The organism is Pigmentiphaga sp. (assembly GCF_033795525.1).
Classification (GTDB): domain Bacteria; phylum Pseudomonadota; class Gammaproteobacteria; order Burkholderiales; family Burkholderiaceae_B; genus Pigmentiphaga.
Map to the genome: position 1 here is coordinate 1 of NZ_JARYGM010000012.1, position 13,117 is coordinate 13,117.

The window sequence follows — 13,117 nt, forward strand, 5'->3', positions numbered from 1 at the left end:
GCGTCGTTCGCCGATCGTTTCAGATCATACTGGCCGAGGCCAGCGTCGGCGGGGGATTTTTTCAACGGCCTGCTAAACTTGCGCTGCCTTGAAGGCATAAAAACGTAATAACGAGAGGGAGTGAATCTATGGCGGGTTCCTATTTCCCGGCCTGGCGCGAGCAGGCGGGCAGCATCCGGGCGGGCGGCGTGGTGGCTCCGGACGAACGCCTGCCTTGGCCGCAAATGTTGGCCATGGGCGTACAGCACGTAGTGGCCATGTTCGGCGCGACGGTCCTGGCACCGTTGCTGATGGGCTTCGATCCCAATCTGGCCATTTTCATGTCGGGTATCGGTACGCTGCTTTTCTTCCTCGTCGTGGGAGGGCGCGTCCCCAGTTACCTCGGATCGAGTTTCGCCTTCATCGGCCTGGTGATCGCGGTGACCGGCTATGCCGGGACCGGGCTCAATGGCAATATTGGCGTGGCGCTGGGCGGCATCATTGCCTGCGGCCTGATCTATACCTTGATCGGTTTCGTGGTGATGGCCGCCGGGGCGGGGTGGATAGAGCGGCTCATGCCGCCTGTGGTCACCGGCGCGGTAGTGGCGGTCATTGGTCTGAACCTCGCGCCCGTCGCGGTCAAGGGCGTGACGGCCAATCCCTTCGATGCATGGATGGCGCTGGCCACTGTATTGTGCGTGGGCGCGGTGGCGGTCTTCACGCGCGGCATGTTGCAGCGGCTGTTGATCCTGGTCGGCCTGCTGCTGGCCTATCTGCTCTATGTGGTGCTGGCCAATGGCATGGGGCTGGGCAAGCCCATCGATTTCGCTTCGGTCGCGCAAGCCGCCTGGTTCGGCATGCCGCGTTTCACCGCCCCGGTTTTCCAGCTGGACGCGATGGTGCTGATTGCTCCCGTCGCGGTGATTCTGGTTGCTGAGAACCTTGGGCACATCAAGGCCGTGAGCGCTATGACGGGTCAGAACCTCGACCGTTATGTCGGGCGGGCGTTCGTAGGCGACGGCCTGGCCACCATGTTGTCGGGCAGCGTAGGCGGAACGGGCCTGACGACGTACGCCGAAAACATTGGCGTCATGGCCGTGACGCGCATCTATTCCAGCCTGGTATTCGTCCTGGCCGCACTGATTGCCATCGTGCTGGGCTTTTCACCCAAATTCGGGGCGGTCATCCAGACCATTCCACCGGCTGTCCTGGGCGGCGTCTCGATTGTGGTGTTCGGTCTCATCGCCGTAGCCGGGGCGCGCATCTGGGTCGAGAACCGGGTCGACTTCTCGGACAACCGCAATCTGATCGTCGCAGCTGTCACGCTAGTATTGGGCGCTGGCGACTTCACGCTGGACCTGGGCGGTTTTGCGCTGGGTGGCATCGGTACCGCCACCTTCGGCGCCATCCTGCTCCATGCCTTGCTGGGAGGGGCTCGGAAGCGCTAAGTAAAACGGCCGGCTTGCGCGTCGACAAGCCGGCCTGTTGAACGACCTCGGGGGCCGAGGATCAGGATGCCGGGAGCCTCGCCTCCCAGCGGCCTCCCTGCTGATAAAACTCGTAGCGATTGACGCTTTCGCGCCGGTTGCCCTTTACATCCGCGTTGGTAGTGACGTCGCAGGTCACGCTTTGGCTGCCCGACGCCTTGCAGTTTTCCAAGGACTTGACCTCGAGCGTGCGCGCCATGTTGGTCGCGGCCGGGCCGTCGAAGCCCTGCTGGTTGTTCATAGATTGGATCTCCCGGTGCATGGCGTTTTGCAATGCCTGGGCGGCTTGTTCGCGCGTTGGAGCCTGCTGGGCGTATGCGGCTGCGCAACAACCGACCAGACCGATAGCCAGAACGAGCTTTTTCATCGCGTACTCCTCGGTAACGAAAATGCTACGCCTTTCAATCTAGTCGGCTTTGCGCTGCCTCTGTGTAAGGTTTTACTTGGAATCTTGTCGTTTGGTAATCGATCCGCCGCAGCGGTCCGCTACCACGCGGCCACGGCGCCGTCGCTGCGTGGGTCGGCACCGCCTTCGAGCAGCCCGTCGGCGTGCCGCAGGATCGCGCCGGCATGGCCCATGGTCTCGTCGTAGGACTGCAGCACCTCGACCTCGTGGCCGCGGGCACGCAGCACCTCGACCACGGCGGGATCGAACCGCGCTTCGAGCTTGAGCGTATCGGAGCTCTGGCCCCAGGTGCGGCCAAGCAGCCAGCGGGGCGCGTCGACCGCGGCCTGCGGGTTCATGCCGAATTCCACGACCCGGGTGAACACCGCGCTTTGCGATTGCGGCTGCCCGTCGCCGCCCATGTTCCCGTAGACCAGGATGCGGCCATCGTCGAGGTGGGCCATGGCGGGATTGAGTGTATGGAACGGCTTGCGGCCCGGCATGAGCGGGTTGCGGGTATCCGGGTCGAGCGAGAAACTGCAGCCGCGGTTCTGCCAGTTGATCCCGGATGCGGCCAGCACGACGCCGCTGCCGAATTCATGGTAGATGCTCTGGATGAAGCTGACGGCGTTGCCCTCTGCATCGACCACCCCCATCCACACCGTGTCCGCCGGCCCCTTGCCTTGGCCCCATGGTGCCGCACGCGTGGGGGATATGCGTTGGGCCATGGCGTCCAGATGTCCGGCTTCAAGCAGGGATTGCGGGTCCACGTCCATGTATGACGGGTCGGTGATGTGCGTATCGCGCAGGCCGAAGGCCTGCTTGGTGGCCTCGACGCAAAGGTGGACATAGTCGGCACCCTCGGGATCCAGCCCGGGACGGAGCACCCGATCGAGCTGGCCCAGGATAGCCAGCGATACCAGGCCTTGGGTGGGGGGCGGGACGTTATAGACTTTCCCGCGCGAGTGGCGCAGCACCAGCGCGTTTTTCCAGACTGGCCGATGCGCGGCCAGGTCCGATGCGGCAAGGGGGCTGCCGACGGCGGCCAGGTCGCGTGCGATGCTTGCGGCCAGGTCGCCGCGATAAAAGTCGTCCAGTCCGGCCCGGGCAAGGCGCTCCAGCGTGTTTGCCAGCCGTGGCTGGCAGAACCGGCTGCCCATGGGCGGGGGCCGTCCGTCCACCAGAAAAGTCTCGGCAAAACCAGGTATGGATTGCAAGTCCTGCTGCTTGGCATGTGTACAGGCAGCTTGGCTGGCCGTGACCGGTACACCGGCCCGGGCATAGTCGATGGCGTCGGCCAGCAGCCGGGACAGAGGCAGGCGTCCTCCGAGGTGCTCGCGCGACCAGGCGTAGGCGGCATCCCAGCCCGAGACCGTCCCCGCCACCGTGTTGGCCGCCAGGCCCCCGCGGAACGGGATGGTATCCAGGCCTTGCCGGCGGTAGTGGTCGATGTCGGCGGCTGCGGCGGCCGCGCCGCAGGCTTCCAGCGCCATGGGCGGATGGCCGGGGCGGCTGACGAGCCAGAAACCGTCCCCGCCCAGGCTATTCATGTGGGGGTAGACGACGGCGATCGTGGCCGCGGCCGCGATCATGGCCTCGACGGCGTTGCCGCCTTCACGCATGACGGCAAGCGCGCTTTGGGAAGCCAGGGCGTGGGGAGCGACGGCCATGGCTCGGCTGCCGCGTACGGGATGGGGTCGGAATGGAGAAGTGGACATTGGCAAGCCGGGAGCGGATCGAAAACCCTGATTGTGACCCAGGTTTTCGTCGGCGGCCATGGGTGCGGGCCCGCCCGCGCGCCTCCGGCTATGCTGTACTGTAAGGAAAGCCGCGAATAGAACGAGGCGTTGTAAGGGAATTCCGGGCTCCGCCGGACCGGCACCTATAATGTGCCGCCTTGCGGCGTAGGCGCGTGGGCCGCAATTGGGATATAAACACGCCCATATCCGGCGCGTGCCATGTCGCCGCCGCGAGAATTCAAGGACATCCGTGAGTGATCTGTTAGACAGCCGCCTGGCGTTGCTGGACCAACCCGCGCATCGCGCGTTGCTGGCCCGCCGCCTGCACGGCATCGAAAAAGAGAGTCTGCGGGTCGACGCCCAAGGCCACCTGGCGCTGACGCCGCATCCGGTAGCCCTGGGGTCGGCGCTGACGCACCCCGGCATTACCACGGACTATTCGGAAGCCCTGCTCGAGCTGATCACAGGCACTCATGCCGGCCATGAAAGCCTGTTCCAGGAATTGCGCGACATCCACCGCTTCGTCTATGGCGAATTAGGCGGCGAGCTGCTGTGGAACCAGTCCATGCCCTGTGGGCTGCCGCCGGAAAAGGACATCCCCATCGCGTGGTTCGGATCGTCCAGCATCGGCATGCTCAAGCATGTGTACCGGCGGGGCCTGGCATACCGCTACGGCAAGGCGATGCAGTGCATCGCGGGCATCCATTACAACTTTTCCTATGCCGATGACCTCTGGCCGTTGCTCGCGGGCGCGGACGAGCCGGCCGGCATTTCCGCCACTGATCGGCAGTCGGCCAAGTATGTGGCGCTGATCCGCAATTTCAACCGCTATAGCTGGCTGTTGATGTACCTGTTCGGCGCCTCGCCCGCGTTGTCGGTCGACTTCCTCCAGGGGCGGCCGCATCAACTCGAACAGCTCGATCCGCGCACCCTGTACCTGCCGTATGCCACCAGCCTGCGCATGAGCGACCTGGGCTACCAGAACAAGGCGCAAGCCGGACTCAAGCCCTGCTACAACGATTTGTCCACGTATCTGGCGCGGCTTTACGAAGCAGTCAGCACGCCGTGGCCGGAGTACGAGAAGATCGGCACCATCCGCGACGGCCAGTGGGTACAGCTCAACACCAACATCCTCCAGATCGAGAACGAATACTATTCGAGCATCCGCCCGAAACGCGTCGCCCGCAGTGGCGAGCGGCCCTTGCGGGCGCTGGCCGAACGCGGCGTGCAATATGTCGAGGTGCGCTGCATGGACATCGACCCGTTCCTGCCTGTGGGGATGGACGAGACCACCAGCCGCTTCCTCGATGCGTTCCTGCTGTATTGCACGCTGGATGACAGCCCTTTGTTCCCGGAAGGGGGGCATTGCACCGTCAGTGCCAACAATTTCCTGACGGTGGTCAAGCAAGGCCGCCAGCCCGGACTCACGCTGAATCGGGAGGGCAGGGAAGTCGGCTTGCGCGCATGGGCCACCGAATTGCTGGACCGGATTTCCGCCTGTGCCGACCTGCTCGATCGGGTCCATGGCGAGACCGGCTATTCGGCCTCCGTGATGCCGCAGCGGGCCAAGGTCGAGGCCTCGGAACTGACGCCCTCGGCCCGGGTGCTCGATGCGCTGCGTACCAACGGAATGAGCTTCCAGGAATTCATGCTCGATCTGAGCCGGCGCCACGCCGCCGATTTCCTGAGCCTTCCGTGTACTCCGGAGCAACTGGCGGCCTTCCGCCGCCAGGCCGCCGACTCGCTGGCCCAGCAGCGCGAACTCGAGCGCGTGCAGACCGGGGATTTCTCCGAGTTCGTTGCGGCCTACCAGGCCGGCCTGCCCGCGGCCATCGCCAAGTAGACCAGGCGGTGCGCCAAGGACGCAGTGGCCGCTTGCGGCTGGCGTCCGGGCGCTGGTGGAGCGGGGATTGGTGGTAGGCTTGACAGCGGCTTTTCCACGCGGGTCCGTCTTCCATGCAAATCGTATTCACCGTACTCGTGCTGCTGCTGGCGGTAGCGATGTCCGGCGTGTTGTCCCGGCTTTCTCCCGTCAGGCTACCGCTACCCCTGTTCCAGATTGCCATAGGGGCCTTGCTGGCGGCGCCGGCGTTCGGGTTGAAGGTGCGATTCGACCCGGAGCTTTTCTTGCTGCTTTTCATTCCGCCCTTGCTGTTCGTGGACGGCTGGCGCATCCCCAAGCGCCAGCTGTACCAGTTGCGCGGCCCCATCCTGGCCCTGGCCCTCGGCCTGGTGCTCTTTACCGTCGTCGGCGTGGGTTATTTCATCCATTGGTTGATTCCCGCGATCTCGCTTCCGGTCGCGTTCGCCTTGGGTGCAGTGCTGTCGCCCACCGACGCGGTGGCGGTCTCGGCCATCGTGGGCAAGGACCGGCTGCCCGCCAGGTTGCAACACGTGCTGGAAGGCGAAAGCCTATTGAACGACGCCTCCGGCCTGGTGGCCTTCAAGTTCGCCATCGCAGCGGCGGTGACCGGAGCGTTTTCGCTCTGGGAGGCCAGCCTCAGCTTTGTCATCATCGCGGCCGGTGGTCTTGCCGTGGGCGCAGGGCTGGCCTGGCTTCTGAGTCTCGGACGCCGGCTGGTGGCGCGCTGGACGGACGACGAACCCGCCATACAGGTGGTGCTCCTGCTGCTGACTCCGTTTGCGGCCTATCTCGTGGCCGAGCATTTCGGCGTATCCGGCATCTTGTCGGCCGTCGCCGCCGGCATCGCCATGACGTATACCGATGCGGCACAGCAAGGGTCCTCGGCCATCCGGCTGCAGAGCAACAGCGTCTGGTCCATGCTGGAATTCGTGTTCAACGGCATGACCTTCATCCTGCTCGGCCTGCAACTGCCCAGCGTCATCGGGCTCGCCCAGGCCGACGCCCGTGAGGCCGGCAATGTTCCAATATGGCACTTGTTCCTCTATGTGGCGGCGATCACCCTGGTCCTCATCGTCCTGCGCTTGCTGTGGGTATGGGTGACCTACCACCTGAACAGCTTCAAGCTCTTGCTGCACGGGTCCCCGGTGCGTCGTATCAATCCGTGGGTGCTGTTGACCACGTCCCTGTCGGGGGTACGCGGCTCCATTACGATGGCCGGCGTGCTGACCGTGCCGCTGGAAATCGCTGCCGGTACGCCGTTTCCGGCGCGCGATCTGCTTATTTTCCTTGCTACCGGGGTCATCCTCTGCTCCTTGTTGATAGGGAGTACCTTGCTTCCCCTCGTGTTGTCCCGCGTGCCCGTGCCGGTCGAAAGCATGAAGGAAAGGGAAGAGCGAGAAGCGAGGCTGCGGCTTGCGCGCGCCGCGCTCGATGGCCTGGAGCAGGCACAAAGGCGGCTGGGGTATGGCCTGGACGAGGAGTCTACGGCGGTGCTGGCCGAGGTCGGCGGCGACCTTGCCAAGATCTACCGCAATCGCATCGATGCCGAGAGCGACTCCGCCGACATCGCCGCACGCGCCAACCTGCATCGCAGTTTCGAGCGGGACCTGCGCATGGCGGCCGTCTACGCGCAACGTGCCGAGCTGTTCAGGTTGCGGGAGGCGCGTTTGCTCGACGACGACGTATTTACCGTCTTGCTGCGGGACGTGGACCTGGCCGAGAACTGGCTCGCTGGTCCGTTGGTCAGCAAGCATTGACCGCAGGCGCGGGTTAGAGCAGAGGGGAAAACAAGCGTGCGAAAGCATCGAAGAGCCGGCGCGCGAACGATGCCTGCTGGCCCTTGGGCACGCGCGCCGCGTGCCGCAGGTCCAGTTCGAATTGCCGGCCCAGGTGGCGCGCCATGGTTTCGCCATAGACCAGAGCCATGACTTCGAAGTTCAGCTCGAAGCTGCGGTTGTCGAAGTTCGCCGTGCCGATGAACGAATAAGTGTCGTCCACCAGCAGTGTCTTGGAGTGCAGCATCCGGTCCTCGTATTCCCAGATCTTCACGCCCGCCTCCAGCAGTTCGTCGAAGTAAGAGCGCGAGGCCGCGGTAACGACCAGCGAGTCGCTGCGGCGCGGGACCAGCAGCCGCACGTCCAGGCCCTTGCGTGCGGCCGTGGTCAGGCTCATCAGCGCCGGTTCGCTGGGGACGAAGTAGGCGGTCGTCAGCCACACCCGTTCGGTCGCCTGGTGGATGGCTGCGACCTGGGTGCGGTGGATCGCCTGGCGGGGATCGTCGGGGCCGGAGGTCAATATTTGCACGTGGTGCTGGCTGGGCGGCATCTCGGGCAGCAAGGCATCGAGTTCCTGGTCGTCGGTGCGCTGGCCGGTGGTATAGGCCCAGTCCTCGAGGAAGACCATTTGAAGCCAGCGGACGGCGCCGCCTTCGATGCGCAGGTGCACGTCGTGGTACGCGTCCGGACGCGTCCGCTCGTCTTCGTCGTCGGTAATGTTCAAGCCGCCGGTAAATCCGATCTTGCCATCGCAGATGAGGATCTTCCGGTGGTTGCGATAATTGGTGACCGGTCGCCACCGCCGGCCGATCCGTACGTTATGGAAAAAACCGATTTGCCCGCCAGCTTCGCGCAGCGGTGCAAGAAAGCGGCGGCCCAGCCCGTCGGAGCCGAGCGCGTCCACCAGCAGGCGTACCGTGACGCCTTGCCGCGCCTTTTCGACCAGCAAGTCGCGTACGGCGGTTCCGATCCGGTCAGGATCGAAAATGTAGAACTCGACGTGAATATGGTGACGGGCCGCCGCCATGGCTTCCAGGAAGGTGTCGTACGTCTGAGCACCACCGACCAGCAGCCGCACGTCGGTGGCCGAGGACAGCGGGATGTCGCAGGTGGATCGGCCCAAGGCGGCCATGCCGGCGACCGGGGCCGGAATCTGGTGTTCCTGCTCTCGCAGGAAGGCGCGTTCGGTCTGGCTCCCGATCAGCAGCCGGGTACGCAGGCGCCGGATGCGGCGTCGCTTGAGCCGTTGCGGGCCGAAGAAGTAATAGACCAGGTAGCCCACGTACGGCAGCAGGGCCAGCACCAGGATCCACAGGACCGTGGGCAACGGGTGGCGGCGCTGCAGCACGATCCAGATCGTGACCGTGCCGAGGTAAAGCGCCCAGCCGATGGACAGGGCGTTGATCAGGTAGTGGTGGACGAGCTCGGCGTTGCCCATTGCGCCGCGCTACAGGGGTATGGTGTGCTTCTTGTGGCGTACCTTGGCCTCGAGGTAGCGGCGGTTGTTGGGGTTCAGATAGACGCCGGTCGGGATGATGCTTTCTATTTCGATGCCGTGTTCCTCGAGCTGGCTGGCCTTGTCGGGATTATTGGTCAGCAGCCGGATGCGCATGACCTCCAGGGCCTTGAGCATCTGCGCCGCCGGCTCGAAGCTGCGCGCATCCTCCGGCAGGCTCAGGTGCCGGTTCGCTTCGAAGGTGTCGAGCCCTTTTTTCTGCAGCGTGTAGGCCGAAAGCTTGGCATACAGGCCGATGCCCCGGCCTTCCTGGCGCAGGTAGAGCAGGATCCCGCCCTCGCGCGAAAAGCACGCCAGCGCTTCATGCAACTGAGGGCCGCAATCGCAAAGCTGCGATCCGAACACGTCGCCCGTCAGGCACTCCGAATGCACGCGCACCAGCGGCGGCGTGTTGCCCGGCTTGAGCTGGGGAAACACGATGGCCACGTGTTCTTCCGTGAAGCCGTTGAAAGTGATGAATTCCGGCGGTGTCTCGGCCCCTTCCAGAGGGATGACGACCCGGTTCTTGATAGTGACCATAAATGTTCCGTTTAACCAGGGTACGGCGGGCCCGGCTGCGCCGGCCCTTCCGTACCGTCCCCCTGGAGGCGCGCAAGGCGCGCAGGGAGGGAGCCGTCACACCAGCATCCAGGTGATGATGACCAGTCCCAGCGCAATACGATACCAGCCGAAGACCCGGTAGGAGTGGTTGGCGACGAACCGCATCAGCGCCCGCACCACCACCAGCGCCGAGACGAAGGCCGCCAGGAAGCCGATGGAGATGGCCGTGATGTCGTTGTTGGTCAGGGATTCGTGATTCTTCCAGGCATCGTATACCGATGCGGCCAGCATCGTCGGCATGGCCAGGAAGAAGGAAAATTCCGTTGCCGTGGTGCGTTTCAGACCCGCGGCCATGCCGCCTATGATGGTGGCGCCAGAGCGGGACGTGCCCGGAATCATGGCCACGCATTGCGCCAACCCGACCATCAGGGCCTGGAGCCAGGTGATCTCGCTGATGTTGGGGGTCTTGACTTCCGACTGGGGCTTGCGCTCGACCCACAGGATGATGAAGCCGCCGATGATCAGCGTCGTGGCCACCACGCCGGGATTGAACAGCACGGTCTTGATTTCCTTCAGGAAGGTCACGCCGATGATGGCTGCCGGAAGGAAGGCGATGAGAATGTTGCGGGCGAACTTCAGCGAGAACCGGTCGCCGGTGAGGAGCCCCCCCAGGATGTGCGCCACTTTCGCGCGGAATATCCACATGACTGCCAGGATGGCGCCGAACTGGATGACGACTTCGAATACCTTGGCGTCGCCGGAGAAGAAATCGATCCAGCGGCCCACCAGGATCAGGTGCCCGGTGCTGGAGACAGGCAGGAATTCGGTCAGCCCCTCGATAACACCGAGGAAGAAGGCTTTGAGCAGATAAAGCGAATTTTCGGTCATGTATGTCGGCGCCCGTGGTCGGACGGTAGGGGATGTCGGCTGGTTCGCCACGGCGCCGTTACCCGGGCCGGGCGAGGGCGCCGGCGCGGGTTTGGCGCGTGCAAAACCGGTGCCATTGTAGAGCCAGCGGGCAGCACCCCGCCTGCGGGGATTTCCGGGATCAGCCCCGGGCCTGCTTGAGCGGCTCGAGCAGGCCGAGCAACTGCGGGAAGATCTTGGGGGTCGCAGCCACGATCTCGCCGCTTTCCATCCACCCTTGTTCGCCGTCGAAATCGCCGATCAAGCCCCCGGCTTCCAGTACCAGCAAGCTGGCTGCCGCGAGGTCCCAGGGTTTCAGGCCGCAGCCGTAGTAGCCGTCAAGGCGGCCCGCTGCCACGTTCGCCAGCTCCAGCACCGAGGAACCCTGCCGGCGCAGCCCTGAGGTAGTAGCGGAAATCTGGCCGAAGGTCTTGGTCCACAGCGCCAGGCGTTTGCCGCTGGTGTCCGGGGCGAAGCTCGTGCCGATGAGGGTGTCGGGTATGCGGGTGCGGCGCGAGACGCGGATACGGCGGTCGTTCAGGAATGCGCCCGCGCCCCGCGTAGCAGTGAACAGTTCGTTGCGCGACGGGTCGAAAATGCACGCCTGGGTGACCTGCCCCCGTTGCATCAGCGCAATGGAGACGGCGTAGATCGGCATGCCATGGATGAAATTGGTGGTGCCGTCCAGCGGGTCGATGATCCAGAGGTTTTCCTGCCGGCCGTTGGCGTCGGCCGCGCCGGGAGTTTCACCGGACTCTTCGGCTAGAATTCCGTGATCGGGGTAGGCCGTCTTCAAAATGTCAACAATGGCCGCTTCGGCCGCTTTGTCGACTTCGGTGACGAAATCGCCCGGTCCCTTCTGGGATACCTTGACCAGATCGAGGTCCAGGCTGGCGCGATTGATGATGGCGCCGGCGCGCCTGGCCGCCTTGACGGCGGTGTTGAGCATGGGATGCATAAAGAGGCCGATTGGCTAGGAATATGGTGAAACCCCTCTAGTTTAAAGGACACATGCTTTCCCGAGTCAGTTTCGTCATGGTCGAGCCCAGCCACCCCGGAAACGTAGGGTCCGCGGCAAGGGCGCTCAAGACCATGGGTTTCGCGCGCCTGGTGCTGGTCAATCCACGCGTCCCGGATGCCAAGAACCACCCCGACGCGGTAGCGCTTGCCAGCGGCGCGACCGACGTGCTGGCCGGCGCAGCGGTCTGCGAGACGCTGGAGGAAGCTCTCGCGCCGGTAACCATGGCTTTTGCCATGACGGCACGCCACCGGGATCTCGGCCCGCCTGCGTGCGACATGCGGCAGGCCGCCCAGCTCGCGCGCGAGCATCTGTACAGCGACGGCTCGGGCCAGGCGCAGGCCGCAGTAGTGCTCGGGACCGAACGCTCGGGCCTGACCAACGGGCAGGTCGCCTTGTGCCACCGGCTCTGCCACATCCCGGCCAATCCCGAATATTCCTCGCTCAACGTTGCCCAGGCGCTGCAGTTGGCGGCCTACGAGCTGCGGTACGCCTTGCTCGATGCCGCGGCGCTGGCGCCGGCAGGCCGGCCCGCCGGGCCCGAGCCGGCCCCCGGAGCGGTGGTCGAGGCCCTGCTGACCCATTGGGAACAGGCGCTTGTCGCCGTGGGCTACCTCGATCCGCGGCATCCCAAGAAGCTCATGCCACGCATGCGCCACTTATTTTCGCGTGCCGGGCTCAGCCGCGAAGAAACCGACCTGCTGCGCGGCGTGTGTACCGCGATAATCGCGCAATCCCGAAAGATTTCCGATGGCCGTTCTTAAGATTCCCGCTGTCTACATGCGCGGGGGAACCAGCAAGGGCATTTTCTTCAATGCCCGCGACCTGCCGCGAGATCCCGAGCAGCGCGACCGTGTCCTGCTGCGCGCGCTCGGCAGTCCTGACCCATATGCGCGCCAGGCCGACGGCATGGGAGGGGCCAGTCCCTCCACCAGCAAGGTGGTCGTGGTCGACGCCTCCAGCCGGGACGATTGCGACGTGGAGTACCGCTGCGGGCAGGTCGCCATCGACCGGCCGTTCATCGATTGGACGGCCAGCGGCGGCAGCTTGGCTGTGGCCGTGGGACCTTACGCCATCCAGCAGGGCCTGGTCGCCCCGCGGGAGGGCACGACCGTGGTCCGCATCTGGCAGCCGCATCCCGGACGATGGCTGGCCGCCCATGTCGAGGTGCGCGGCGGCGAGGTCCTGGAAGACGGCGCGTTCACCGAAGACGGCGTGCCGTTCCCGGCTGCCGAGGTACGGCTGGACTTTGTCCATGACGGTGCGGCCAGCCTGCTGCCCACCGGGCGCGTCCAGGACGTGCTGGAGATCGATGGCGCCGGGACCCTGGCGGCCACCCTCGTCCGTACCGATGAACCGACGATTTTCGTGCGCGCCGCCGACCTGGGCCTGAACGGACGGGAAAAACCCGAGGCCTTCAACCGGGATGCCAAGACACTGGCACGGCTGGAAGCGGTGCGAATCGAGGGGGCGGTCGCCATGGGGCTGATGTCCCGGGCGCGTGCGGAGAAAGCCGGCGCCGTGCTGCCGCGACTGGTCTGGGTGGCGCCGCCCACCTCGTACAAAAGCGCAACCGGCCTCGATATTTCGCGCGACAGCATCGACGTGCTGGCGCGCGGTCTGGCCAACGGCCGCATGCAGCCCGGCTTCGGCACTCGCAATGCCATATCGCTTGCGGTGGCGGCCGCCGTCCCGGGCTCGGTCGTCTCGCAGGTTGCCCGTACGCTGCCGGGCGTGGCGACGCGCATCGGCCATGCGAGCGGGGTCCAGGCTGCCTGGGCCACCGTGGTGCGCAACGAAGCGGGCTGGGGCCTGGAGCGAGCCACCGTGTCGCGTACTGCACGCTGCCTGATGAGCGGTTGGGTTCATGTGCCGGCCGGCCCGGGCCGGCTCTGCTGAGAGGGTGGA

Annotated in this window: 11 protein-coding genes; 5 read left to right on the top strand and 6 right to left on the bottom strand. The window is 65.1% G+C overall.

All coding sequences use genetic code 11. From position 1 onward, the window contains the following. The first annotated feature begins 128 nt into the window (after positions 1-128). Positions 129-1,427 carry a solute carrier family 23 protein gene (locus tag QHC78_RS18600; RefSeq protein ID WP_319747225.1) on the top strand — a complete coding sequence of 433 codons (1,299 nt, stop codon included), beginning with the start codon at positions 129-131 and terminating at the stop codon, positions 1,425-1,427. Positions 1,428-1,488: 61 nt separating this feature from the next. On the opposite strand, the gene QHC78_RS18605 is transcribed toward QHC78_RS18600, so the two are convergent. Both QHC78_RS18605 and QHC78_RS18610 read right to left on the bottom strand, forming a co-directional pair. After that, positions 1,489-1,833 carry a hypothetical protein gene (locus QHC78_RS18605; protein ID WP_319747227.1) on the bottom strand — a complete coding sequence of 115 codons (345 nt, stop codon included), beginning with the start codon at positions 1,831-1,833 and terminating at the stop codon, positions 1,489-1,491. 119 nt (positions 1,834-1,952) lie between these two features. Continuing rightward, positions 1,953-3,521, bottom strand: a complete 1,569-nt coding sequence (locus QHC78_RS18610) for a gamma-glutamyltransferase family protein (RefSeq protein ID WP_319747228.1) — start codon at positions 3,519-3,521, stop codon at positions 1,953-1,955. A gap of 319 nt (positions 3,522-3,840) precedes the next feature. Here QHC78_RS18610 and gshA point away from each other — a divergent pair, with 319 nt between their 5' ends. Both gshA and QHC78_RS18620 read left to right on the top strand, forming a co-directional pair. Further along, on the top strand, positions 3,841-5,433 hold the full coding sequence (gene gshA / locus QHC78_RS18615; protein ID WP_319747230.1) for a glutamate--cysteine ligase: 1,593 nt from the start codon (positions 3,841-3,843) through the stop codon (positions 5,431-5,433). A 113-nt stretch (positions 5,434-5,546) separates the two neighbouring features. Beyond that, on the top strand, positions 5,547-7,211 hold the full coding sequence (locus QHC78_RS18620; protein ID WP_319747232.1) for a Na+/H+ antiporter: 1,665 nt from the start codon (positions 5,547-5,549) through the stop codon (positions 7,209-7,211). Between the two features lie 13 nt (positions 7,212-7,224). Here QHC78_RS18620 and cls read toward each other — a convergent pair whose 3' ends face one another. From cls to QHC78_RS18640, 4 genes are all read right to left on the bottom strand, one after another. Further along, positions 7,225-8,667, bottom strand: a complete 1,443-nt coding sequence (cls, locus tag QHC78_RS18625; protein WP_319747234.1) for a cardiolipin synthase — start codon at positions 8,665-8,667, stop codon at positions 7,225-7,227. A 9-nt stretch (positions 8,668-8,676) separates the two neighbouring features. After that, positions 8,677-9,264 carry a GTP cyclohydrolase II gene (locus tag QHC78_RS18630; protein WP_319747236.1) on the bottom strand — a complete coding sequence of 196 codons (588 nt, stop codon included), beginning with the start codon at positions 9,262-9,264 and terminating at the stop codon, positions 8,677-8,679. A 96-nt stretch (positions 9,265-9,360) separates the two neighbouring features. Beyond that, on the bottom strand, positions 9,361-10,173 hold the full coding sequence (locus tag QHC78_RS18635; RefSeq protein ID WP_319747238.1) for an undecaprenyl-diphosphate phosphatase: 813 nt from the start codon (positions 10,171-10,173) through the stop codon (positions 9,361-9,363). A gap of 160 nt (positions 10,174-10,333) precedes the next feature. Next, on the bottom strand, positions 10,334-11,149 hold the full coding sequence (locus tag QHC78_RS18640; protein ID WP_319747240.1) for an inositol monophosphatase family protein: 816 nt from the start codon (positions 11,147-11,149) through the stop codon (positions 10,334-10,336). Positions 11,150-11,202: 53 nt separating this feature from the next. Here QHC78_RS18640 and QHC78_RS18645 point away from each other — a divergent pair, with 53 nt between their 5' ends. Together QHC78_RS18645 and QHC78_RS18650 are read left to right on the top strand one after the other, a co-directional pair. Continuing rightward, positions 11,203-11,973, top strand: coding sequence for an RNA methyltransferase (locus QHC78_RS18645; protein WP_319747242.1), 771 nt, complete (start codon positions 11,203-11,205; stop codon positions 11,971-11,973). Further along, complete coding sequence (locus QHC78_RS18650; protein ID WP_319747244.1) at positions 11,960-13,108, top strand: PrpF domain-containing protein; 1,149 nt, start codon at positions 11,960-11,962, stop codon at positions 13,106-13,108. Before QHC78_RS18645 ends, QHC78_RS18650 begins: the two co-directional genes overlap by 14 nt. The last annotated feature ends 9 nt before the right edge of the window (positions 13,109-13,117 follow it).

Coding starts and splice junctions, on each gene's coding strand:
- QHC78_RS18620 (WP_319747232.1), top strand. CDS start 5,547: ATGCAAATCGTATTCACCGTACTCGTGCTGCTGCTGGCGGTAGCGATG.
- QHC78_RS18650 (WP_319747244.1), top strand. CDS start 11,960: ATGGCCGTTCTTAAGATTCCCGCTGTCTACATGCGCGGGGGAACCAGC.
- cls (WP_319747234.1), bottom strand. CDS start 8,667: ATGGGCAACGCCGAGCTCGTCCACCACTACCTGATCAACGCCCTGTCC.
- QHC78_RS18635 (WP_319747238.1), bottom strand. CDS start 10,173: ATGACCGAAAATTCGCTTTATCTGCTCAAAGCCTTCTTCCTCGGTGTT.
- QHC78_RS18600 (WP_319747225.1), top strand. CDS start 129: ATGGCGGGTTCCTATTTCCCGGCCTGGCGCGAGCAGGCGGGCAGCATC.
- QHC78_RS18630 (WP_319747236.1), bottom strand. CDS start 9,264: ATGGTCACTATCAAGAACCGGGTCGTCATCCCTCTGGAAGGGGCCGAG.
- QHC78_RS18605 (WP_319747227.1), bottom strand. CDS start 1,833: ATGAAAAAGCTCGTTCTGGCTATCGGTCTGGTCGGTTGTTGCGCAGCC.
- QHC78_RS18645 (WP_319747242.1), top strand. CDS start 11,203: ATGCTTTCCCGAGTCAGTTTCGTCATGGTCGAGCCCAGCCACCCCGGA.
- QHC78_RS18640 (WP_319747240.1), bottom strand. CDS start 11,149: ATGCATCCCATGCTCAACACCGCCGTCAAGGCGGCCAGGCGCGCCGGC.
- QHC78_RS18610 (WP_319747228.1), bottom strand. CDS start 3,521: ATGGCCGTCGCTCCCCACGCCCTGGCTTCCCAAAGCGCGCTTGCCGTC.